This is a genomic window from Streptomyces aurantiaciflavus (assembly GCF_049808595.1).
Classification (GTDB): domain Bacteria; phylum Actinomycetota; class Actinomycetes; order Streptomycetales; family Streptomycetaceae; genus Streptomyces.
This window is the reverse complement of the sequence record NZ_JBNCAQ010000006.1, coordinates 182,187-205,920: the sequence shown is the minus strand read 5'-3', so window position 1 is coordinate 205,920 and position 23,734 is coordinate 182,187. Positions and strand designations below refer to the sequence as shown.

Here is a 23,734-nt window from a genome sequence, read left to right as displayed (position 1 = left end):
GAGGTTCCAGGCCGATGGGCGTGCGCGGAGGGGGGACCGCGCGGATGAGCACGCGCGGAGAGGGACCAGACGGATGGGCGTACTCGCGAAAAACCGTGTGCCGCGCCCGCCCGTTCCTCCCTACACTCACCACATCGTGCGCCGCCCACGACTGGGCCGCGTGTCACCGCGACGAACGAGGGGAGCCCGGCCATGCGTGACCACACCGCTGTCGTGGATCCCCGTTCCCGCTACGAGGTGATCCTCGTGTCTCGGTCCGTCCGGTGCCCGCGGCGCGGCCGGTACCGGATGCTCTGACGATCCTTCAGCACCGCGACACAGCCCTCGTCTCTTCTTCTCTTCCCTCTCCGCACGAACGTGCCCTCGGGGAAGGGCTCTGTCGCCGTGTCGGTCACGCCTTCGTCGGAAATCGCGCTGCCCGTTCTCGGACAACACGCTGAAAGGCCAAGGGCCGTGCGCAACCACCTCGACCGTCACCTCGCCGCCGTGCGCAACCTGGGCATCCTCGCCCACGTCGACGCGGGCAAGACCACCGTCACGGAGCGGATCCTGTATGCCACCGGAACCACGCACAAGCGCGGCGAGGTCCACGACGGCACGACCGTCACCGACTTCGACCCCCAGGAGCGCGACCGTGGGATCACCATCTTCGCCGCGGCCGTCAGCTGCGTCTGGAACGATCACCGAGTCAACCTGATCGACACGCCCGGGCACGTCGACTTCGCCGACGAGGTCGAGCGTTCGCTGCGGGTGCTCGACGGGGCGGTCGCGGTGTTCGACGCCGTCGCGGGCGTGGAGCCGCAGAGCGAGTCGGTGTGGCGGCAGGCCGACCGGCACGGCGTGCCGAGGATCGCGTTCGTCAACAAGATGGACCGGGCGGGCGCCGACCTCGACACCGCCGTGGCGTCGATCCGCGAACGGCTCCACCCGGCCCCGCTGGTCGTCCAGTTGCCGATCGGCGCGGAGGACGCCTTCACCGGCGTCGTCGACCTGCTGTCCATGCGGGCGCTGACCTGGGACGACGGCGGCGAGGCGGCCGTCGGCGGGTCCGTACCGGTGGAACTGCGGGAGGAGGCGCTGCGTCGGCGCCGGCTGCTGGAGGAAGCGGTGGCGGAGCGCCATCCGGCCGCGCTGGAGGAGTTCTGCGACCGGGAGACGGTGTCCGCCGAGACGCTCGCCGCCGCCCTGCGGGACCTGACCCGCACCGGCGACGGTGTGGTCGTGCTGTGCGGTTCTGCCTACCGCAACCGAGGGATCGAGCCGCTGCTCGACGCGGTGGTGACCTATCTGCCGTCGCCGCTGGACGTGCCGGCGGTATGCGGTATGCACGATGGTGTCGACGAGCAACGCCACGCCGACCCCACCGCACCCTTCGCGGCCCTCGCGTTCAAGGTCGGCGCCACTCCCACGGGCCGGCTCACCTACCTGCGGGTGTACTCGGGAACGATCGAGAAGGGAGACGTGGTGTGGGACGCGAGTGCGCGCCGCAGCGAGCGGATCGGGCGGATCCTGCGGGTGCAGGCCGACCGGCACGCCCAGCTGGAGCGCGCGGTCGCCGGCGACATCGTGGCCGTGGTCGGGCTGAAGTCGGCCCGCGCGGGCTCGACCCTGTGCGCGCCGGACGCCCCGCTCGTCCTCGAACCGCCCGGTGTCGCCGACCCGGTCGTCTCCGTGGCGGTCGAGCCGCGCCGGAGCACCGACGCCGAACGGCTGGCCACCGCGCTGGCCCGGCTGGCCGAGGAGGACCCGTCGCTGACCGTCCGGACCGACCCCGAGACCGGTCAGACGGTGCTCTCGGGGATGGGTGAACTGCACCTGGAGGTCGCTGTGGAGAAGATCCGCCGCACCCTCGGGCTGGAGGTCAACGTGGGCCGCCCGCGCGTCACCTACCGGGAGACGGTCGGGCGCGGGGTGTCCGGTGTGGTGTTCCGCCACGTCAAACAGGACGGCGGGGCCGGGCAGTTCGCGCATGTCGTGCTCGACGTCGAGCCGCTGCAGGACGGCTTCGACTTCCGGTCGGCCGTCGTCGGCGGGCGGGTGCCGCAGGAGTACGTCCGTGCCGTCGAGGCCGGCTGCCGGGACGCCCTCGCCGAGGGCCCCCTCGGCGGGCACACGGTGACGGGACTGCGCGTCACTCTGACCGACGGCGCCACCCATGTGAAGGACTCCTCCGAGATGGCCTTCCGCACGGCGGGCCGCCTCGCACTCCGGGAGGCGCTGCGCGGCTGCACGATGGTCCTGCTGGAGCCGGTCGTCGAGGTCACGGTCACCGTCCCCGAGGACGCCGTCGGCGGAGTCCTCGGCGACCTCGCGGCCCGCCGCGGCCGAGTCACCGACTCGGCGGTACGCGGCGGCGCGGCGGTGGTGACGGCGACCGTGCCGCTGGCGGAACTGTTCGGCTACGCCACCCGCCTGCGCAGCCGCACCCAGGGCCGGGGGACGTTCACCGCCCGGCCGACGGGGTACGCGCCGGCGCCGGCGCAGACGGCGGTGACGTCGTAGGCCCGTCTCCCTCGGGGGCTTCGATCAAGGAGACTTCGTGCCAAAGGCGTGAGCCCGAGTTGCGCGAGTCCCGGCGGCGGGAGCTTGGTGCCCCGCCGCCGGGACGCGTCGCCGGGTGTGTTTCCGGCACCGTTGCGGTCGGCCGCGGGCGGGCGGCGACCGGCTCACTCAGTACAGCCGTGCGTACGCGCTCCAGTTGCCCCAGCCGAGCCTCTGCGTCGAACCGAACGAGCCCGCCACGTTGCCCTTGTTCACCAGCAGTCTGCCGTCCGCGTGCCGTGAGACCAGGTCCGGGTAGCCGTCCCTGGTCACGTCACCGGCCACGAACATCTCCCGGCGTCCGGCGCCCCAGTCCTTGAGGAGCAGCTTGCGGGGCAGGTACTTCCCCTCTCCGCGGCCGTCGTAGCGCCAGACCTCGCCGCCGCTGTCGCGGGCCACCAGGTCGCCGATGCCGTCACCGGTCAGATCGGCCGCGCCGATGATGGTGTACCCGTTCCAGCCGGGTCCGATCAGAACGGGCCTGCCGTAGCCGGTCACTCCCGCGTTCCCGGGGTACAGGTAGAGACGACCGGTCGACGCCTGCCGTGCGATCAGGTCGGGCGTGCGGAAGGGGTCGTTGTCGGCTGCCGGGACGATCACGTCGAAACCTTGCCAGCCCGCGCCCACCAGGGTGCGCGGAGTGGTCGGGGTGACCCGCTCGCCGCAGCCGGTCGTGTACCGCCAGAGCTTGCCGTCCGGGGTGCGGGACACCACGTCGCCGCAGCCGTCCTTGGTCAGGTCCCCGGCGGAGACGAAGCGGGTGCGTGTGTCCCAGCCCGTGGAGGTCCACGAGTTGCTCTCCCGGGCGAGATGGTGGATGGCGAGCTTGCCGCCGGTCGTCATGGAGAACATCTCGCCGTAGCCGTCGGCATCGGTGTCCCGGAACGCGTTGCGTCCGCCGCCGCCCTTGGTCAGCGTCAGCGAACCGCTCTTCACCTCCTGTTCCCCGGTGCCGTCGCCCGCGTCGACGCCGAGCGTCCACCGGTACGAGCCGCTGGCCGCCTGGGAGCCGTTGGCGTCCTTCCCGTCCCAGGCGGCCTGCACCGAGGCGCCCTCCCGGGTGCGGCCCCTGATCTCCTTCACCACGTTGCCGTACGGATCCTTGACGGTGAGGGTCCAGGACGCCGCGGGACGGCTCAGCCGCCAGTCGCCTCCCCAGGGGGTGGTGTCGGACCAGTCATTGGTGGTCTGGTCGGTCACCGTGACCGGCTGACGCGGCACGGTCACCGTCCTGACGCGTATCTTTCCGTCGGCGTCGGTGAACGCCACGTGCCCACCGAACCGGTCGACGTCCCAGGCTCCCCCCGGCACGTCGGAGGCGAAGGTCCGCTCCGCCGACGGGAACCCGCCGCCCCGGTGGAAGTCGACCAGCTCCAGCCGGCGTGCCGACGGCTCGTGCCAGACCAGATAGCCGTCACCGAGCCGGACGCCGTCCTGCGACGGCACGGAGATGTTCTTCCGGGTCTTGAAGTCCCACACCCCGGCCTTGGCGACGTCCGGGCAGCGCCAGTACAGCCACCGCCCCACCACCTGCAGCTCGTCCGGCGTGCACCCCGTGCCGAGGTTGACGTCCGCGGACTCCGTCCTGGTCTGCATGTCGTACGACTTGACCGTGCCGGGCTGCTCCCCCCGGCTCCACACCGCGGTACCCCACACGGACGCCGGACGGCCGTCGGCTATGTACTCCGTACCGGATCCCCCGTCGAAATCGCCCACCCGGGTGTGCCCGCCGTCGTAGGCCGAGACGTACTGGCCGGCCGCCGAGGTCAGCCGGTCCTGCCGCCACTCGTTCTGGAGACTGACCTGCCGCGGCTGCCGGGTGCCGCCCTCCGACCTGTAGACGCCCCGCGGATCCTGGTAGGCGATCCGGCCGTCGCCGAGGCCCCACAGCCTGTTGTCGAACTCCGAGCAGAACGCGCCCGGATCGTCAGGACACGGATAGTCGATGTAGAAGTTCTCGGCGACCGTACGGCGCGGTCCCGCCGTCGGCGAACCGGTGACGGCGAGGTCGTACTCGTACAGGCTGCGCATGGTCGCGGACTCCGCCCAGCCGGTGACGTGCAGCCGCCCGCCGGCCAGCGCCAGGCCCTCGGGCGGGACGACCTTGCCGTCCCTGACGCCCAGGGTGATGACCACGTCCTCGGCCGCCGTGGCATCGGCCGGGCCGGCGAGCGCCGGGGCGGCCGACACCACGGAGGCGCCCAAGGCCAGCGCGGTGGCGATCAGCAACGTGGCGCGGCCTCTGGTTCTGCGTAAGGAGCTTTTCATCCCGATCCCCCATCGAGTGGTTCCTCCGTCGGTCAGTACCTACGACACCGGGGACCGCCCATTGGTTGTGCTGAATGTCACTTGCCCGTCCCACCCCCCACTGCAAGGCTCCCTGCCATGCCGACCTTCGCCGCCTCCGACGGAACCCGCCTCGCCTACGAGGACAGCGGTGACGGTACGTCCCTCCTGTGCCTTCCCCGCGGGCCCATGCCGTCCTCGGCTCTCTCGGCGACTTAGAGCCGCACTCCGGACAGGCCGGTGATCGGCGAACCCGTTGGCCGTCGAGATCGGCCGCAGCGAGGTCGTCGAGGAGCCAGCCGGACATCATCTGTCCCTCGACCCGCTCTACAGCACCGGCCAGACCACGGGCACAGGCACCGGTGAACCCGAGGAGGGAACACCATCGCCGAGCCCAGGCCCGAGCCCCACACCGCCAGGAGCCCACTGAGCACCATGAACAGGACCGTGCCGCCGCTGATCGCATGCCTCCTGGCAGTGCTGCTCACCGCATGCGACGCCCTCAACGCTCCCAGCTCCGAGCAGCTCACCCCCATGCCCGGCAACGTCCCCACGACACCGCAGTATGAGACGGCGGACGACGTGGTCACGGCGCTGAAGCGAGGAGGCGTCGACTGCGACGTGCTGCGGCGCAGGGCCGGCGGCCTCGACTGCAAGGCCCACCTCGACGGAGTGGAGGTGGAGAACCAGATCCAAGTGCTGGATCCCAAGAAGTTCAGCCGGAACGAGGTCGGAGACTCCATCGCCGGCTGGCGCACCAGCGGCAACACCATCGTGGCAGCGGGCAACTGGTTCATCCGCGTCCTGCCGAACGGCACACCCGCACACTCCGAGAAGATCGCCGAGGCCGTCGACGCCGTCGTCCTCCCTCCCCTGTACCACCTGCCCTCCATTCCCAAGGCGCCGAAGTACGCGAGCGTTGACGCACTCGCCAACGCGCTGGACAAGTCCGTCGGCTGCGCCCAGTGGAAGAAGTCGCCGGACGAACTGCTGTGCAGCACGAAGGCCGCCAAGACGCACCAGTGCGGTGAGTCCAGCGACGGACGCGACGCCGGACTCAGGCTCCACGCCGGCCCCACAGCCCGCGACGACTACATACGGCTGCTCCTCAGCGACGACCACGTCCCCTACCACGTCGTCACGGCCGGGAACTGGACGATCCAGTTCTGCGACACCGCCACAGGGCAGGAAGCGGCCCGCGAGTTGGGCGGAGTCGTGGTCGATCACACGATGAGCGAGTGAGCCGGTGCGGCGGCACGGCGCCAAGCAACTGGACCAGGGGCGCGGCACCGTGACAGCCGGCGAAGGCACCGCGACGATCAGCGTCAAAAGCAACGCCCAGCTCGGACATCGGTACCCACCTGGTCGAAGCCCGGATTCGGCCGCGCGGCACGGACGGGACGCGGGTGCCCCGTGACGCCCATGGCCGAAGGTGCCGTACCTGTCCGTCGGCTGCCCTTCCCCGGGCCCGCCGCCGGGCGCCGGCTTCGGAAGAGCGCGCGGTTAAGATCACCGTGCACGCGATTTGCCATGCCGAAGTCACGGGGGCGGAGGTACGAAGCATGGGTGTACGTGGAGCGGGCACCGGCCAAGAGGGCGGCGTCGATCTGAGGGTGTCGAGCCAGGACCTCACCAAACTGGCCGATGACCTCGACGACATGCAGGATCACCTGGACAAGCAGGTCAGGCGGATGGACGCGATCGTCGACCGCATCGAGGCGGGTTGGCGAGGACCGGCGGCGACGGCGTACCGCGGGTTCCACCGGGCGGCGGCGGAGGACGCCGTACGCATCCGCGAAGTGATCCGGCACCTCGAGCAGGCCGTACGCCTGAGCCGGGACGGCTTCACGGAACAGGATCTGGACGTGATGGCCCGACTGCGGAGCATTCCGGTGGACATCGACAGCGAGGTCGACAAACTGTCGACACCCACCCCGGAGACGACCGGGCCCGCCCATCCGCGCAGCAGCCTCGACTCCTTCTGACGGTCACTCAGGAAACGTCTGCCGCAACAGCGACCACACGTACGAAACGGGGAATCATGCCGACCGGGAGCGCGGACGACGGCCACATAACCGTCTCCTTCGCCACCCTCCGCGAGCTCGCCGCCGAGCTGGAGGACATCCTCAAGAAGCTCAACGACAGTCTGGACGACCTCCACGACCGGGTCGTACCGGTCGTGCTGTCCTGGGAGGGGGAGACCCGCGAGGTCTTCGTCGACAAACTCGACGAGTGGGACCGCTCGGCCCAGGACCTCCAGGCGGCCCAGAAGTGGCTCCACGAGTGCGCGACCACGAGCCACATCAACTACGCGGCAGCGCACCAGGCCGTGCTGCGCGGCTGGGGGGCCGGCTGATGGGGACGCCGCCGCCGGGCCAGAACGGCACCATCGACGTCAAACCGTCCGACCTCCACCGCGTCTCCGGCGGTGTGGCGAGCCAGCAGACGGTGATGGACAGAGGCGCCAAGAGCCTGCTCGACGACCTGCACAAGTACCCGGACGCCGGCGGTTACGGGGCCTCGCCCCAGGTCTTCGCGACGTCGTACGTCAAGGTCGGCAATCGCTTCCTCGAGGTATGGGCCAAGAGCGTCGTCAGCATCGGCGGTGCGGCAGTCGGTTTCACTTCGACGGCCAACACCTATGCGAAGGCGGAGGCGGCCAACGATCCCACGGGGAAGACGAAACCGGTCATCCAGCCGTTGCCGAAGGTCATCGAGAAGCCGCCCGCCTACGGCCCCGTGCCGAATCTGAAGTGGGGCGACGACGACGGCGGCGACGACTTCGTCCGCAGGGTCCTCGAGTGGGTGCCCGAGCCGGTCCGGGACGTGCTGAGGCCGGTGGTGAAGCACGCCTTCCGGATGGGCAAGGTCGCCGACGTCTATCCGTTTCCACAGCAGCACTACCTGAACTCGCTGTCCAAGGCGTGGATGGCGACGACCACCTCGCTCTCCATGGCGGAGAGCGGGCTGACCGGGAACGTCAGCAGCATCACTCAGCAGACCAACAGCGAGTGGTACGACGCGATGCGTCAGTTCTGCAGTTCGCTGTGGGGCACGACGGCGTGGGGCAAGAGCCGCGAGGGCTACGAGTGGAAACACGACAGCTCCTCCTCGCAGACCGCCACCCACCCCGTGATGAGCGTGCTGTTCGACACGGCTCAGAAGGTAAGCGATCTCCTCTACGAATTCGCCGAGGCGGCCGTCTATCTCAATCGCGAGGTATGGGACGTCTACATCGAGGCCGTACGGGACGCGATTCCCAAGGTCGAGGTCAACCTCAAGGACGGCGTCGGCCTGGACGACGTCAAGGGTCTCGTCAAAGGCGTGGTCAAGGGTGTCGCCAAGGGCGCGAGCCAGCTGGGCCAGGGCATCGTCCTGAACATGGACACCGCCAAGTTGAACTCGATCGTCACGGAGTACAACCGACGGGTCGACGCGCTCGTGCCGCAACTCGACGCACTCATGGGACCGTTGGACGAGGCGCACCGGAGTGCTCCGAAGTTCGAAGCCCAGGAGGCGCGTGCGGAGGCTTTTGGGACGCGGGCCCTCAACGAGTTCAAGAACGAGCACGTATGGACCAACCCCGAGGACACCAAGAACGGTGTCTACAAGGTGGAGCTGGCCGACCATGAATGGATGGGTGGGGGTCACACCCTCGACAAGCATGTCGGGAAGACGGACGAGCAGCTTGCCCAGCGATTGCGGGATCAAGGCAACCCGCCCACGAACGCTTGGCCGCACGGCAAACCGTCCATCGCCGCCGCGTCCACCTTCACGTCGGCCGAGAAGGCCCAGGAGCTGACGCAATACAATATCGATCAGAACTCGGCCAAGATCACGGAGTGGCTGGGGCGTCCGCCGAAGGCGGAGAACAACGACCTCAAGCTGCCGCTCGACACCACCGCGCCGAACGGCGAATACAGTGGCCGCAGCGTGACCAAGCAACCCAATGACGTGAACAACGAAGGATTCAAGAACAAGGGCATGGAAGCCGAGGCCATCAACGTGACGGGTGTGAAAACCGTCCTCAAGTACGACGCCTCACTCGACCCGCCGTTCGTCGTCCTGACGTCGATGCCGGAGCAGCCGTCACAGCCCTAGCGGCACCAACGCCCAGACAGCAGGAGTAGTCATCAGTTCCGATTGGTACCCGACATCGATGACGTGGCGGGACGTCGATCCGACCACGCATCCGTTCGACTCGGACCAGGCACTCGACGTGGTGCGTGATGTGGTGTCCTCGCCGGATCCCGAGTCGGGTCGTCCTCGAGGACTGTGGTCGGACAATTCGATCGCCCGGGGCCTTGCCGAGCGCTACGGCTCGTGGGCCTTCGGCTGGTACCACGCCGTCGACGAGTCCCCCGGGTCCGGGGCGATCATCAACGATCTGCCGGCGAGCGGTCTCGGCAGCGGCGAACTGGAACAGCAGGCGCAGCGGTACACCAGCGCCCTGCTCCAATGGCGCGCTTGGCTCGAGGAACTCGCCTCGGTCTTCGCGCGGTTCGCTCCCGGACCGGACATGGACGAGGAGGCGACACGGCGGCTGCGTGAACACGCTGTCGCGCCGCTCGTGACACTCGTCGTGGAACGCACCGGAGCCGGCGAGACGTGGTGTGGTGCCTGTGCGCAAACGCTCACCTGGTACCTCGAGTCGACAGGGATGTCGCCCATGGAGGCCGAGGAACTGGTCGATGAGGTAGTGGACGCCGAGTTCGACAGCTGGATCGCCCCCGACGCGGAGGTGGTCGGCCGTGCCGGGAAGGCCATCGGAGGGCATGGTGCGTGACGACCTCCAGAGCTGGCTGCGGGTGCGCTCGCAGATCGCGTGGCACGAGGCCTCGGACGACCTGGTCGGTCCGTTCCGGGGCACCTGCGACGCCCTCGACAGGGTCGCGGGCGCGCGTGACGGGCACGGTGACACGACCCGTGGGGCACGCATGCGGGCAGCCTGGAGGTTGGTTCGGACGGACGCTGTGGCCAACCGGCCGCTCGGCCTCGGCCTCCTCATCGGATGGCAGAAGCTGATCCTCGGCCACCCTGACGTGGCGTTCCGCGACCTTCCGGCCTTCGCCAAGGGAGGACGCGAACGGTACGGCGTGTGCGAGGAGACACCTGGGCAGTTCGAGGAGTGCCTTGCCCAAGCCACCGCAACCGCCACGGACGTCCCCCTTCCCGCTCGAGCCGCACGTGCCTATCTGGATGTGTGCTTCTTCCACCCGTTCGACGACGGCAACGGCCGGGCGGCCCTGCTCACGATGGGGTTCGTCCTCGCACGCGAAAAGGTGTTCCTGGACGAGGTCGGTCCCGTACAAGTGCGAAGGTACGCCGATGATCCGGTCGGTGCGCTGTCACTGGCCCGTTTGATCCACATCCTCGCCACTGCGGCAGCGCGGCGAGGCGAGGCACTCGCGTACCCGGACCGCGGGGAAGTGGGACTGTCCGACCACGACCGCAGCCCCGTCCGTTCACCTCTGCTCACGCAAGGCGGTAACCGTGCCTGAGAGTCGCCCCGCACGTACGGCCACGTCAACCTACCCGGACCGCGAAACCGCCCAATGGGCCACCCAGCAGGTCGTCACCGCGAACGAGCAGGTCATCCACCGCTGGCTGGCCCGGTCCACGCGTCCTCGCTTGACCATCGAGGCTTGCTGGCCGTCCAGGGAGGAGCCGGTCGGCCGGGTGTTGCTGCAGGCGATGATGCTCGCGGGGCGGGAGCCCATCGACGTGCGGGCTGCCCGCGTGATTCTCAGGCGGGACGCGTCCCGTCCGCATGGCTTCGCCGTACACGCCACGTTCCCCATCTACCTGTAGCGACCCGTAGAGGCTGATCACCGTGCCCCTGAGCCCCCGAGAACACGACCGCCGCTACGGCGAACTGGACCAGGTGATCCGCGCCTATGCCGGACAGCCGGCCGATGACACGCCGGAGCGACCGAGCCAGGCACTGACCGCCTACCTGCGGCACACCTGGCACACCCGCCCGTGGGCGCTGGCGGTCGCCGAGCGGCAGCTGCGCGAGTACGCCGAGCACCCGCCGGGACGACTGCGCCTCAGGTTGGGGGAGTTCTACGCCATCCCCGATGTGGGACTGCCCGAAAGCGAGATCCAGCAGTGGCTCCGCTGCCTCGCCGACCACATCGAGCACAGCGTCACAGAGGGAGCGGTCCCGCCCCCGGCCGTGCCCGCGACCCACTGGGAGTGGCACGCGCGCTTCCCGGAGCTCGGACAGTTTCTCGGCGGTTGGTTCTCGCAGGACATGCCGGACGAGTTCGACGACCACGACGCGGCCGTCACCGACTACCTCGCGCACACCGACCCGCACCTCGTCGCCCGGCTCACCGGTGAGCTCCACGAACTCCTCGCCCTCGACCTGGACGAGTCCGACTACGCCCTGGCCGCCGCAGAACTGGGGATGGAGGTCGATCCTCCGGCCCCGTACAGCCCCAGCGGCTGGCTCGCCTCCGTCGCCGCCCGGCTGAGGATGCCGCGAGCCGCGTACGGGTTGCCGGAGCAGGACGACCAGTCCGGTCACGAAGGTCCGGGAGGCGACCAGTGACGCATGGCAGGGCGAGCGGGCGGAGCTCATGCACTGGTCGGCGCGTGAGCTGAGTTTGTACGTGAGTGCCGGGCGGCTTCCACTGCACGGGCGTACTGGCACCGATGCGTTGGGACCCGGTGCCCGTCGGACAGGTCGAGGTCCGTCCGAGGGGCACGGCACGGTTCACGCGGGCCCGGCCCCCGGCGTTCCGGCCGGCGCCTGACGGCATCAGACCCGGCGGCAGCGATCTCGAAGCTCCGAGATGACGGCCTTCTCGCGCGCGTTGACGTCACCGTCCACAGTGGCGACCCGGTCGGCCGCGTCGAGGATGTCGCTCAGATCCCCCGACTCGGCGTCTATGCGCCCCCACACCTCGGCCGGGTCGATATCGACAAGGTGAGCGAGCTGTTCGTCGACCACCTGGTGCCGCTCCCGGACCACCCTCACCAGGTGCCGCATCAGAAGCGCCTCGTCGTCAGCGATCTTGCGGTTCGCCCTGATGACGAGCCACGCGACCCACAGCAGCAACTGCGGGTGCTGACTCCGCTTGCTCAGGTTCTCGGCGAGTTCGATCACCCGCGCCTCGTTCCGGAAGACGGCCTGCGCGTGCCGCCCCGCGAGCAGCGTCGTATAGCGGTTCAACAACACCGCGAGGGGAACACCGACCAGGGGGATGCCGATCTTGATGACGTTCTTCTGCAGGAGGTGCTTCCCGACGACCGGGAGCGCCTTCGCGGCGGTGAGCACCTCTCCGGAGTAGAAGCGCTTGATCAGCGGCCGCACGATGGCCGGGACCGCCTTGGTCACGCCTTTCTGGACGGTTTCCCCAGTTTTGATCGTGAAGGCCACTCGGATGAGCTTCCACATGTCCTCGGGGTCGGACAGGTCGAGCGGGACTCGATAGAGGACTGCGACGTCGTAGGCCAGGCGGAGCTGGAGCCGGGTGATGAACGCGACGTCGATCATCATGGTCGTGACGGCGGCCGGGACAGTCGCCGGCGAGGCGCCACCGAGGCTCCCGATGGTGGAGACGACGGCCGCCGTGTAGGCCCCGGCGGAGAGCCCACCTTCGAGCGCGGCGTACCGGGCCGCCATCTTGATCCGCTGATCGACGATGGCGTCCGCGGGTACGCCCTCGTACCGCTCCTGGAAGTACTGCCAGTTGACCTTCTCGGTGTAGGAACTCATGGCCTGAGCGCTGAGCTTGGTGAACCAGTTGCCCGACTTGATGTCGTCCGCGCTCAGACCCTTGATGAACTTCTTCAGCTCGGCGCGCTCCTGCTCCACGACCTTCCGGTCGGCCTCGTCGTCTCCGTCGGTGTCGGCGGCGTCCATCGGAGCTTCGATCATGGCGAGTTCCCCCAGGCGGTTCAGCGAATAGCCACGTTGCGAGGTTCGGACACCCCGCTGACGTCTCAACACGGTGACTCGGTGAGCAGCACATCGGCCGACGGATGTCACGTTGAGCTGCACTTTAGCGCGTCGTCATGCGGCTGGTGCCGGCGTTCCGACCTCCGTCATGACCGCCTTCACCGCGGCAGACTGCGTCAGACACCAAGCAAGGCCCAGTTCGTTCGACACCGTGAACAGCACCGTGTCGGCCGCCGCCTTCACCGCCTCGTCCGCTGCGATCCCCTCGGCGATACGGTCGGGTTCACTTGCGCACGTCCGGCCGACGCGCGACCCGATCCCCTGAGCAGCCTGATCTCATCTTCCTGTTCCTGAGTGTCAGCGAGCGCGTCAACGCTGTTCCTGGCGGCCACCGCGGTGTCGACGGGTCTGTCCCCTCGCTGTGCACCATGCGCCCACGGCCGTTCACCCGCAGGTCCTCTCGGCGTGAGCCGCCGGCTGTCCCTGAGCTCGCCCGTTTCACAAGCCCGCCTCCACGAGGAACGAACTGGGTTTGCCGGACCAGGAGACGTACAGGCTGTCGCGGGCCCTCGTGCAGGCGACGAACAGCAGGCAGCGCTCCGACATCATGTCCGTCTCGTGTTGCTTGGCGTCCACCTCGTGCGGTGTGACCGCCTTCGGGAAGGGCAACGCGTCCTCGTTCACTCCGATGACCGCTACGCAGCGGAACTCCAGCCCCTTGAACGAGTGCATGGTCCCGACCCGCACGGCTTCCGCCTCCCCCGCGGCATCGGCGGCGCGCAGCGGTGCCGCGGGGATGCCGGAGGCCTTCAAGTGCGCCACTGTCTTCGCGCACGTCTTGTTGAAGCGGGTGCTGACGCCTATGTCCCCGGCGCCGACGCCCGCGTCCATCCACGCCCGTATCCGGGTGACCAGAGCGTCCAGTTCCGCGTCCTCCGTCGCTGCGGCGTGCACACTCGGCCCGTCGCCGTGCAAGGCGGAGCGGTACCCGAGCAGTGTGTCGTCGCGGCCCTCGTCCTCGAGCTGGGAGATGGGGCGGCCGACGAGCAGCGCCGTCGACCAGCGCAGGATCTCCTGTGTGCTGCGGTAGTTCTTGCGCAGCTTCACCGACCGGCCGGTCACCTTGATGCCGAGGGACTTCAGAGACACCTTCGCGTCGTAGATGCGCTGGTGCGGGTCACCCGCGATGAACAGGTCGTCCGGGCGGGCGGGGACGGCCGCGCGGAGCAGCCGCCACTGCGCCGGGTGCAGGTCCTGCGCCTCGTCCACCACCACATGCCGGTACTGCGGGCCCTTCTCCTCCAGCAGCCGCGCCGCCTGCGCGCAGGTCTGCAGCCAGGTGCGGGCCCCGTCCTCGGCCAGTTGGGCCGTGAACCGCTCCACCGTCTCCCACACCAGGGGGCGTTGCGCCGCGGTCAGCCGGCTGCCGCGGCCGCGACGGTCCGCCGCCTCGTACTCGGCCAGCGTCCTGATGTCCTGGGCCAGGACGACGTGCCGGTACTCCTGGGCCAGGAACTGCGCGCTGCCGGTGAAGCCGGTCGCCTTGGCGGCCTTGCCCCAGCGGCTCTCCTCCTCGTTGTGCATGAGCGGCCGCAGGGCCACCGCGCCCGGCGCCTCGGCGACGACCCGGCTCGCGAACCCGTCCACCGTCGATATGTCCACCCGCTCTCGCAGCTCCGGGTCGTCCACGAGGGACTCCAGGCCGGAGCGGAGCGCGTTGACGAGCGCGTTGGTGTACGTCGTGAGGAGGATGCGGTCGCCGTCGCGCAGGTGCCCGAGCAGGTGCTTTACCCGGTGCAGCGCCACCACGGTCTTGCCGGTGCCGGGCCCGCCGGTGACCTGGGCGGGTCCCGAGTACGACGCCCGGTAGGCGACCTTGCGCTGCGAGGGGTGCAGGAAGACGCGCCAGGCCGCGAACGGCTTCTCCAGGATGTCCCGCAGTTCCTCGGACGCGGTGACGAGCGCGATACGGGCGCGGCTGTGCCGGATCGCCGTCTCGTAGTCCTGTGTGTCGACGGGCTGCGTCGACGCCTGCAGGGCCGGGGCGACGATGTCCTGCCAGACCTCCTCGACCGTGCAGCCCTCCGCGAGGTACTGCAGGACCTCCCGCTGGTCCTGCGGCAGCAGCGGCGCGAAGACCTCCAGCTGCTCCTTGTCGACGAGCGACCGGGCCTGCCGAAGCGTCTCGTCGTCGATGCCCAGCGCGCGCAGGTCCCCGTCGGAGAAGCGCGCGAACAGCCGCTCCTTCGGCGAGTCCTGCGCCACCTGCTCGTACGCCGGCGTGATCTCGTCCAGGGTCGCGGCGTCCCGGATCTCGACGGCCCGCGTCACCTCGTTGATGCTTGCCTTCTGCTTCTTCGCCCAGGCGATCGCCTTGTCGTGCGGCATGACCCGCAGCAGCAGGAAGGTGTCCCCGGAGACCGGGGCGAGGACCACACCGCGCCAGAACTGGTCGATGCGGATCGTCCGGATCTGCTTGTCCTTGGCGTTCGTCAGGCTCTCCAGTTTCAGCCCCGGGTCCTTGAAGAGCTGATCGAGGGTGAGCCGGTCGAACTTCTCCCAGGCTTCCAGGACGCCCTTCCTGACCGGGGGCTGGAGCTTGGGGAGCTCGGCGAAGAAACCGATGTCGAAGGCAAGCTGCGGCATGGGGGGATCCTAAGGGCCAGGCGGACCGTGGTGGGCTGGAAGGGCCAGGTCAGCCCGGTGGACCGGCCGGGCCGCCGTCGAGATCCAGACGGATCACCGCCAGCGTCTCGGCCACCTCCGCCGTCAGCTCGTCGTCCGGCCCCAGCACCATGCACAGGTCGGCGTGCAGCGGGTCCAGGACGTCGAACGCCTCCGCCGTCCGCCCCTGCGCGAGCAGCAGCATGCCGATGTCGCGACGCAGCTCGACAGCTTCCTCACTCACGTCGCCGTCCACGGAACGCACGACGTCCAGAACGCCGTTCAGGCCCGCCAGGGCCTCGGTCACCTGGCCGAGTTCGCCGCGGCAACGGGCCGCCTGCGCCCGGCTGTCCAGGGCGTCCTCGCTGCTCGGGCCGCTGACGCGCGCGTAGGCCTCGGCGAGCGCCTCGAACTCGGGCAGCGCGGCCCGGTGATCACCCGCCAGCTGCCGGCTGAACGCCCGCCGCCGACGCAGTCCGAGGACCGCCTTGTTCTCCGAACCGAGGGCACGCGCGGCGGGCTCGATCATCTCGCCCACCACCTCGGCGGCCTGCGCGTACCGTTCCTCCTCCATCAGGGCGAGGTAGTGCGCGTTGACCTCGCGGAGTTGCTCCCGCAGCGCCTCCCGCTCGGCCGCTGGAACGGCGGGCGGCACGACGGCCACCCCGGCGGCGGGCGCGGCGGACCGCGCGTTCGCGGCGCCGCCCCGCGCGCGGGGTGCGTAGGGCCGCCGGAAGATGCCCGTCGGATCGGGTGTCCCGGCGGGTCCCGACTCCTCCGCTACGGCGTCCTCGCCGGGCGCCGGGAGGAAAGGCCGCAGCCGCTCGTACACCTCCTGCACGTCTGCCGGGCGCGCCTCGGGCGCTTTGCGGAGCAGGTGCAGGACGAGTTCTTCCAGCTCTGCCGGTACGTCGGCCCGCAGCTGTCGCAACGGGGTCGGCGTCGCGTTGACGTGCTGCATCATCAGATGGAACTCGCCGTCCCCGCTGAACAGCACCCGCCCGCAGAGCAGCTCGTGCAGTACGCACCCCAGCGCGTACAGGTCGGTTCGCGGTGTGACCCGCCCGCCGCGCACCTGTTCCGGCGCCATGTACTGATGCGTCCCGATGGGACTGCCGGTCGCGGTCAGCCTCGTGACGTCCGTCTGGAGGATGGCCGCGATGCCGAAGTCGAGCACTTTCACGGTGCCGTCCCGCGCGACGAGGATGTTGCTCGGCTTGAGGTCGCGGTGCACCACGGGCACGTCGTGCGCGTACGACAGCACGGTCGCGACCTGCGCCGCCACGGACACCGCCCAGCTGACGGGCAGCGGCCGCCGCGGGTCCACGTACGCGGTCAGCGGCACGCCGTCGACCAGCTCCATCACCAGGAAGAGCTGCTCGTACGACTCGTCGAGCACCGCGTCGTACACCTGCGGCACACCCGGGTGCTGGATCCGGGCGGTGATCCGCGCCTCGCGCCTGAACCGCTTCTCGAACTCCTCCGCCAGGTGTGGTGACGTCACGGCCTGCGGACGGATCAGCTTCACGGCGACCGGGCGGTCCAGGACGGCGTCGTAGCCCCGCCACACGTCCCCCATGCCGCCGTGGCTGAACTGCTCCAGCAGTTCGTAGCGTCCCGCGATCCGCCGTCCGTCCGGCACCTGGCCCCCGCCCCGCCCCCGTCGAGCGTCCAAAGTGGTCTCCGATGTGGTTGGGGATCAGTTTCACCGGTAGGGGTTTGGTGCGTCCAGCCGGACCGGCGGGACGGAGAGGGTGGATGTGCGGACCGACCTCGTGCGGATGGCGCAGCCGGTGACGTACGACCACGGGGCCCGGTGCGCGCGTCGCACCGGACCCCGATCGCGTCAGAAGTCCTCCAGCCCCTCCTCCCGGCGGATCATCCGCCAGGCCGCGCGGCGGGCGCTGCGGTCGAGGTTGGACTTGAAGTCCCGGTCGGCACCGAAGTACCGCTTGCCGAGCGTGTCGATCGTGGAGACGTGATCCATCATGTTCTCCTCGAACTTCTTGTCGAAGACGATGCCGAAGTTCTCCTCGTCGTTGACGAGGGCGGCGGCCCTGACCTTGGGGTCCTCCGTGGTGGCGTTGAAGGCCGGGAGGACGTCCTCCTTGGTGAAGTCCGTGCCGAACTTGGCGTTGAACTTCTCGATCAGCTCGGACAGCAGTGACTTCTCGGGGTCCTGCCCGCCGCCCACCCCGTCGCCGAACCCCTTGAGCTCGGCGGGGCCCTCGGGGTTGAGGGACACGTCGTGCTCGCCGGTCTTCTCGACCCGCAGGTGGCTGAGGTCGACCTCGCCTATGTCGACTCCGCCGTCGGCCAGCCGCGGGAGCCGGTTGAGCAGGTGGCGGCCGTAGAGGTACAGCCGTTCCAGGTCGGCGTCCTGGTACGGGACGATCTGCGCGAGGAACCCGTACTTGCGGACGTAGTCGTTGAGGTTGGCGCGGAACTCCTCGGCGGTCTCGACGTCGTCCTCCTCGTCGCTCTCCAGGAGGCGGGTGAAGCGGGTGACGGCGGGGGACAGGAGCCGGTACAGCTCGGCGTGCAGCTTCTCCCACTTGGACTGGGAGCCGCCCGCCTTCTTCTCCGCCTCGATGTACGCGACGACGAACTCGTCCATGTCCTGCTCCGAGATGACCGGGGCGGACATGACGCGGCTCTGGGCCGTGTAGAGGAGGTTGGGATCGGAGGGGAGGGTGTGCGCCTCCTCGAAGTAGGGGCGGAAGGCGTCCTGTATGTCCTCGGCGTCGTTGACGAAGTCCAGGACGGCGAGGTCGGCCTGGGACTTGCGTTCGGCGGTGCGATTGAGACGGGAGAGGGTCTGCACGGCGGCGATGCCGGTCAGCGTCTTGTTGACGTACATCGTCGTCAGGAGCGGCTGGTCGAAGCCGGTCTGGTACTTCTCGGCGACGACGAGGATCCGGTACTCCTGCTGCCCCTTGCCGCCGGCCTTCGCGGCCTTGTCGTCGGCGCGGGTGTAGCCGAAGGCCTTCGGCAGCGCGCTCTCCGAGAGACCGCCGTTCTCCTTGCTCTCGGTGGTCTCCTCGCCGTCGATGGTGAGGGACCCGGAGAAGGCGACCAGGACACCGAGGTCCGGGTACTTGGTGTCGTACTCACGGTCGGCGATGTAACTGCGGATGGCGCGGGCCATCTGCACGGCCGAGTGCCGGGAGGCCGTGACCACCATCGCCTTGGCCCGTCCGCCGAGCCGGCCGCGGGTGTGGGCGACGAAGTGCTCGACGATCACCTGGGCGTGCTGCGACACCGTGTGCTCGTGCATGAGCGCGAACCGGGCGAGGAGGCTGTTCGCCTTGGAGGGATCGACCTCCTTCTCGTCGCGGTTGAGGTTCGCGAGCTTCCAGTAGGTGTTGTAGGTGACGTAGTTGCGCAGGGGGTCGAGGATGAAGCCTTCCTCGATGGCCTGGCGCATGGAGTAGGTGTGGAAGGGGCGGTAGACGGTCTTGCCGTTCTCCACGCCTTCGGTGCCGAAGAGTTCGAGCGTCTTGGACTTGGGCGTGGCGGTGAAGGCGAAGTAGGAGAGGTTGGCGGCACGGGAACGCGCCACCGCCTTCGCCTTCAGCTGGTCGTCCACGGTGACTGTCGTCGCGCCCTCGTCGTCCGAGTCGGCGTCCAGGCCGAGGTCCCGCAGGGCCGACTTCACGGCGGTGGCGGCGTCGCCCGACTGCGAGGAGTGCGCCTCGTCCACGATGATCGCGAAGCGGGTTCCCTTGATCTCGGTCGGGTTGCGCTTGATGTAGTCCAGCAGCGCAGGGAACGAGTGCAGGGTGACCGTGACGATCTTCCCGGTGTCCCGGGAGAGGGCACGCGCGAGCTGCTCGCTCTTCGCGCCGTGCTTCTCGTCGACCTTCACGACCAGGCCGTCCGTCTGCGAGAAGCTGCCGACCGTCGCCGAGAGCTGGGCGTCCAGGGCGCGGCGGTCGGTGATGACGATGACCTTGTCGAAGACGGGCTCGCCGGGCTTGATGCGGCCGTCGGCCAGGGCGTCGGGCCGCAGAACGTGCGGATCGGTGCGGGCGTGCAGGTCGCTGAGACGGTGGGCCAGCCAGCCGATGGTGTTCGACTTGCCGGACCCGGCGGAGGCCATGACCAGGTAGTTCTGGCCGGCGCCGTGCACGGACGCGTGCGCGGTGAGCTTCCGGACCACGTCCCACTGGTGGAAACGGGGGAAGATCGTCGACTTGGTGGTGCCGCCACCGGGCGTCTTGTGCTTCTGCTGGTGCACGAAACGCTGGAGGAGGTCGAGCCAGTTGTCCCGCTGCCAGACCTGTTCCCACAGGTACGAGGTGGCGTACGTGCCGTGGGCCGTCGGCGCCGGGTTCCCGGCTCCGCCGGGCTGGCCGGGGCCGTTCGAGCCGGTGTTGAACGGCAGGAACTGGGTCGCTTTGCCGCGCAGTTGCGTGGTGACGAAGACCAGGTCCGGGTCGACGGCGAAGTTGGCGATGACGCGGCGGGTGAAGATCAGCTCGGTCGGGTCCCGGTCCGTCCGGTACTGCTCCTTGGCCTGCTCGACGCCCTGCCCGGTCAGCGGGTTCTTCAACTCGGCCGTAGCGACCGGGATGCCGTTGAGGAACAGGGTGAGGTCGAGCCGGTGGCCCCAGTCGGCCTGCTTGGTGGCGTAGGGGAGTTCCCGGACGACGGTGAGGCGGTTGGCCCGGTAGCCGTCGAGGACGGAGTCGGCGGAGATGAGGTTGGGCTGGAAGTAGGCGACGCGGAGGCGGACGCCGCGGTCCTTGACTCCGTTGCGGAGGACGTGGAGGAGGCCGTCATCGGCGATGGCCCGGTCGAGACGCTGGGCGAAACCGCGCTGCGCTTCGTTGGGGTTGCCGCCGTAGACGGTGAGGAGTTCGTCCCACTCGTCGGGCTGGGTCGCGCCGATGAAGGTGTAGAGCTCGTTGGTGTCGAGCCCGAGGTCGGCCTGGTAGTCCTCGGGGTTCGCCTCGCGCCAGCCTCGCTCGCAGAGGGCGGCAACGATGGCGGAGCCGAAGGAGGACTCGTCGTGCACGCGGCTCATACGGTTACTCCTTCGGTTACGTTGCGGCCGCTGGCGGTGGATACGTCGAACTGGCCGGTTACGGCGGCGGTGATGAGGGCTTGGCGGCGCTCGGTAAGCAGCGCGGACTGCCGGTGGAGCGACTGCTCCAGGGAATCCATCAATCCCATCTCCGCGTCGAGTTCCTTGACGATTGCGGATTGCTCGCTCTTCGGGGGAATGGGAATCTTGATGGAGCCGACCGTCTCGGAATTGAGGTTCAACTGAGTGCCCAGCTTGCCCAGCCCTTTGAAGGCATCGCCGAGGAGCAGGATGTAGTAGAGCAGCTCCACATCGACGGAGGGGTTTCGAATGGCTACGAATCCGTCATGAATACAGCACGAGATTTTGGTGATGACGGGCTTGCCCACGGACGCCGCGATACTGACGAACAGCTCACCCGGTCGTAGCGGAACCGAGAGGGAGACGCCAAGTGGCGAGAGCCGCTGAGTGGTGTCGGTTAGGTATTTCCCGCTCGCTGTGACATCGGAAATTCGAACCCACGCATGAGTCCCCTCGTCGTCGAAGTAGACGGGGTCGTCGATGGGGCGAGGCGAGGCTCCGCGCTGGATGCGTGAAATGTATCGGAGAGGCGCGGCATCCCAGCTCTCGGGGAGTCCGGGCAGCCATGGCACCTTTCCCGGCGCGATGGAGCGGATGCTCCCGCGACTTAGGCGTTCGCGGATCACGGCCATCCGCCGAGCACCGACGAGCCCGGCCATGGCCGTTAGCTTCTCTGTGAGCCGGTCGCTGCGGACGGTCTCGGCATCGAGGAAGTCGGCGATGCGGCGCTGCTCGTCCGGTGGGGCGGCAGGAAGCACAAGGTTCCCAACCTGCTCAAAGTTTAGCCCTTCGCGGTTGCCGCCAACTTGGAGTTCGCGGATCTGCTCCTGGACCGGCTGAGAAACCAATGCATAGGTCAAATATCGCGAGTCGACCCCTGGTGTTGGGCGAACGATGCAAACGTGCTGATTCACATTGGCTTCGCCCAAGTTGCTGGGGGCGCATGTTACGCGGCCAAGAGAAGCACCCGTGATATTGAGTAGTACGTCACCGGGTAGAACACGGGTGCTGCCCATATCTCTGTGGGTGGCTTGGTCGATGTAGGCGACATCCTCTAGTCTCAAGCCGGAAAAGTGGATATTCTGGCTGCGGAGGAAGGTGACGCCGGAATCTGCATAGCCTTCCGCGCCTCCGCTGGGAGTCTTGCCGCTGCCGATCTTGGAGGCGCTCCTTTTAAGTTGGCGAACACCCCAACGGGAGATAAATGAGACGCTCACTCTGTAACCTCCGCCAACAGCTCCTGAATCTCCGCCTCCAGCGCCTTCAACTCTGTGTCAATCAACGTCAACGGTCGCGGCGGCTCGTACACATAGAAGTGCCGCGTGAACGGAATCTCGTACCCGATCTTCGTCTTGCTTTGGTCGATCCACGCATCCGGCACATGCGGGTGGACCTCCCGCCCCAGGTACTCCTCGACGTCCTCACCCAGCGGCACGTTCTCGTAGTCCCGCAACTCCGCGTCCGGCTCGGGCTGCCCCTTGACGAGCTGGACCTCGCCGTCCGGGTCCCGCACCCCGACCACCTCACGCAGCGCCTTATTGAACGGCGCCCCCGTAGGCCACGTCCCGCCGGCCTGAACCACCGCGTCCTTGAGAGCGAGCCAAGCCTCCTGCTTCGTAGTCCAGCTCGTGCCCGTCAGGGACTTGAAGGCGTCAGTCAGAGCCGAAGCCTGCGGCAGCTTCTGCATGACCTTGGACGCCTCCAGCGCCGCCAGGGTCTCCTCCGTCACCTCGAACCGCAGCTTCAGCGGACGCTCGACGGTGATCCGCTGGTAGCCGAAGTCCTCGTTCGCGAAGACCTTCACCTTGCCGTGCAGCGGGTGCTCCGCGTCGTCCGCCACGGCCAGCGCCTCGCCGTACAGCTTGACCACCGTCGCGATGTGGTCCTTGCCCAGCTCCTTGCGCTTGTCGCCGAGCGACTTCCGCATCTTCTGCCACTGGTCCCGCGCGTCCAGCAGCACAACCTTGCCCTTGTGGTCCGGGCTCTTGCGGTTGGTCAGGATCCAGAAGTACGTGGAGATGCCGGTGTTGTAGAAGAGCTGGTCCGGCAGGGCGACGATGCCCTCCAGCCAGTCGTTCTCCAGGATCCAGCGACGGATCTCCGACTCACCCGAACCTGCCGCGCCCGTGAACAGCGGCGAGCCGTTGAAGACGATCGCCAGGCGTGAGCCGCCCCCTCCGTTGACGTCTACCGGCTTCATCTTGGAGATCATGTGCTGGAGGAACAGCAGCGAGCCGTCGTTGATACGCGGCAGCCCTGCCCCGAAGCGGCCGGCCTCGCCCAGCGCCTTGTGCTCGTGCTCGACCTCGTCCTTGACCTTCTTCCACTCCACGCCGAACGGCGGGTTCGCCAGCATGTAGTCGAAGGACTTCCGCGCATGCCCGTCGTCGGAGAAGGAGTTGCCGAAGGCGATGTTGTCCGGGTCCTGGCCCTTGATCATGAGGTCGGACCGGCAGATCGCCCAGGACTCGGGGTTGAGTTCCTGCCCGTACACCTCCACCGTCGCGTCCGGGTTCAGCTCGGTGATGAGGTCGTCCATCGCGGAGAGCATGCCGCCCGTGCCGCAGGCCGGGTCGAGGACGGTGCGCACCGCGCCGGGAAGCTGGAGCGCGTCACCGTCCGGGGCGACGAGCAGCCGCACCATCAGCTGGATGACCTCACGCGGGGTGAAGTGCTCACCGGCCGTCTCGTTGGACTGCTCGGCGAAGCGGCGGATCAGCTCCTCGAAGATGTAGCCCATGTTGTGGTTGGGCACGACCTCGGGACGCAGGTCCAGGTCCGTGAACTTGCCGATGACCTTGTAGAGCAGGTCGGCGTCGTCCAGCCGCTTGATCTGCTGGGCGAACTCGAAGCGCTCCAGAACGCCCCGCGCGTTGTCGGAGAACGCCCCCACGTACACGTGGAGGTTCTTCGCGGCGTTCTGCGGGTCATCCGCAATCTTCTTCAGGGTCAGGCGCGACCGGTTGTAGAAGGAGTGGCCCGACGCCCGGCGCAGGAAGCGGTCCGGGTCGATGTCGCTGTCCTTGTGCTGCTCCGCGATCTCCGCGACCTTCTCGCGGGTCGGCTCCAGCACGCACTCCAGGCGCCGCAGCACCGTGAACGGCAGGATCACCTTGCCGTAGTCGGACTGCTTGTAGTCCCCCCGCAGGAGGTCGGCGACGGACCACGCGTGGTTCGCCAACTCCGTGTGCTTACTGCTGTTCAACTGGATCCCCGGATTCCTT

16 protein-coding genes are annotated in these 23,734 nt (G+C 68.6%); 9 read left to right on the top strand and 7 right to left on the bottom strand.

Annotated elements, in window-relative coordinates; genetic code table 11:
- The first annotated feature begins 453 nt into the window (after positions 1 to 453).
- Complete coding sequence (gene fusA, locus ACPT94_RS08970; RefSeq protein WP_360329773.1) at positions 454 to 2,502, top strand: elongation factor G; 2,049 nt, start codon at positions 454 to 456, stop codon at positions 2,500 to 2,502.
- 168 nt (positions 2,503 to 2,670) lie between these two features.
- Here the strand turns inward: fusA and ACPT94_RS08965 are convergent, their stop codons facing one another.
- Positions 2,671 to 4,809: a FlgD immunoglobulin-like domain containing protein gene (locus tag ACPT94_RS08965; RefSeq protein WP_360329770.1), complete on the bottom strand. Its 2,139-nt coding sequence runs from the start codon at positions 4,807 to 4,809 to the stop codon at positions 2,671 to 2,673.
- Positions 4,810 to 5,262: 453 nt separating this feature from the next.
- Here ACPT94_RS08965 and ACPT94_RS08960 point away from each other — a divergent pair, with 453 nt between their 5' ends.
- The 8 genes from ACPT94_RS08960 (at position 5,263) to ACPT94_RS08925 (ending at position 11,383) form a co-directional block, all read left to right on the top strand.
- Positions 5,263 to 6,069 carry a hypothetical protein gene (locus ACPT94_RS08960; protein WP_360329767.1) on the top strand — a complete coding sequence of 269 codons (807 nt, stop codon included), beginning with the start codon at positions 5,263 to 5,265 and terminating at the stop codon, positions 6,067 to 6,069.
- A gap of 320 nt (positions 6,070 to 6,389) precedes the next feature.
- Positions 6,390 to 6,812, top strand: coding sequence for a WXG100 family type VII secretion target (locus ACPT94_RS08955; RefSeq protein WP_360329764.1), 423 nt, complete (start codon positions 6,390 to 6,392; stop codon positions 6,810 to 6,812).
- 56 nt (positions 6,813 to 6,868) lie between these two features.
- On the top strand, positions 6,869 to 7,183 hold the full coding sequence (locus tag ACPT94_RS08950; protein ID WP_360329761.1) for a WXG100 family type VII secretion target: 315 nt from the start codon (positions 6,869 to 6,871) through the stop codon (positions 7,181 to 7,183).
- Entirely contained in the window at positions 7,111 to 8,928 is a 1,818-nt protein-coding gene (locus ACPT94_RS08945) for an RNase A-like domain-containing protein (RefSeq protein WP_425245597.1), read from the top strand. Before ACPT94_RS08950 ends, ACPT94_RS08945 begins: the two co-directional genes overlap by 73 nt.
- A gap of 58 nt (positions 8,929 to 8,986) precedes the next feature.
- Positions 8,987 to 9,613: a hypothetical protein gene (locus ACPT94_RS08940; protein WP_360329755.1), complete on the top strand. Its 627-nt coding sequence runs from the start codon at positions 8,987 to 8,989 to the stop codon at positions 9,611 to 9,613.
- 187 nt (positions 9,614 to 9,800) lie between these two features.
- Positions 9,801 to 10,328, top strand: a complete 528-nt coding sequence (locus tag ACPT94_RS08935) for a Fic family protein (protein ID WP_425245596.1) — start codon at positions 9,801 to 9,803, stop codon at positions 10,326 to 10,328.
- The gene (locus ACPT94_RS08930; RefSeq protein ID WP_360329749.1) at positions 10,321 to 10,638 is read left to right on the top strand and encodes an RNase A-like domain-containing protein; all 318 of its coding nucleotides are present in this window, start codon (positions 10,321 to 10,323) and stop codon (positions 10,636 to 10,638) included. The genes ACPT94_RS08935 and ACPT94_RS08930 overlap by 8 nt, the downstream gene beginning before the upstream one ends.
- Positions 10,639 to 10,660: 22 nt before the next feature.
- The gene (locus ACPT94_RS08925; RefSeq protein ID WP_360329746.1) at positions 10,661 to 11,383 is read left to right on the top strand and encodes a contact-dependent growth inhibition system immunity protein; all 723 of its coding nucleotides are present in this window, start codon (positions 10,661 to 10,663) and stop codon (positions 11,381 to 11,383) included.
- Between the two features lie 210 nt (positions 11,384 to 11,593).
- On the opposite strand, the gene ACPT94_RS08920 is transcribed toward ACPT94_RS08925, so the two are convergent.
- The 6 genes from ACPT94_RS08920 to ACPT94_RS08895 all read right to left on the bottom strand — a co-directional run bounded on the left by ACPT94_RS08920 (position 11,594) and on the right by ACPT94_RS08895 (position 23,715).
- The gene (locus ACPT94_RS08920) at positions 11,594 to 12,715 is read right to left on the bottom strand and encodes a hypothetical protein (RefSeq protein WP_425245595.1); all 1,122 of its coding nucleotides are present in this window, start codon (positions 12,713 to 12,715) and stop codon (positions 11,594 to 11,596) included.
- Between the two features lie 519 nt (positions 12,716 to 13,234).
- On the bottom strand, positions 13,235 to 15,382 hold the full coding sequence (locus tag ACPT94_RS08915) for a UvrD-helicase domain-containing protein (RefSeq protein ID WP_425245594.1): 2,148 nt from the start codon (positions 15,380 to 15,382) through the stop codon (positions 13,235 to 13,237).
- A gap of 49 nt (positions 15,383 to 15,431) precedes the next feature.
- The gene (locus tag ACPT94_RS08910) at positions 15,432 to 16,979 is read right to left on the bottom strand and encodes a serine/threonine-protein kinase (RefSeq protein WP_360331090.1); all 1,548 of its coding nucleotides are present in this window, start codon (positions 16,977 to 16,979) and stop codon (positions 15,432 to 15,434) included.
- A gap of 267 nt (positions 16,980 to 17,246) precedes the next feature.
- A complete protein-coding gene (locus tag ACPT94_RS08905) occupies positions 17,247 to 20,429 on the bottom strand; it encodes a type I restriction endonuclease subunit R (RefSeq protein ID WP_360329737.1) in 3,183 nt (1,060 codons plus the stop codon).
- Complete coding sequence (locus ACPT94_RS08900) at positions 20,426 to 21,727, bottom strand: restriction endonuclease subunit S (protein WP_360329734.1); 1,302 nt, start codon at positions 21,725 to 21,727, stop codon at positions 20,426 to 20,428. Before ACPT94_RS08900 ends, ACPT94_RS08905 begins: the two co-directional genes overlap by 4 nt.
- On the bottom strand, positions 21,724 to 23,715 hold the full coding sequence (locus ACPT94_RS08895; protein WP_360329731.1) for a type I restriction-modification system subunit M: 1,992 nt from the start codon (positions 23,713 to 23,715) through the stop codon (positions 21,724 to 21,726). The genes ACPT94_RS08900 and ACPT94_RS08895 overlap by 4 nt, the downstream gene beginning before the upstream one ends.
- Between the last annotated feature and the right edge of the window lie 19 nt (positions 23,716 to 23,734).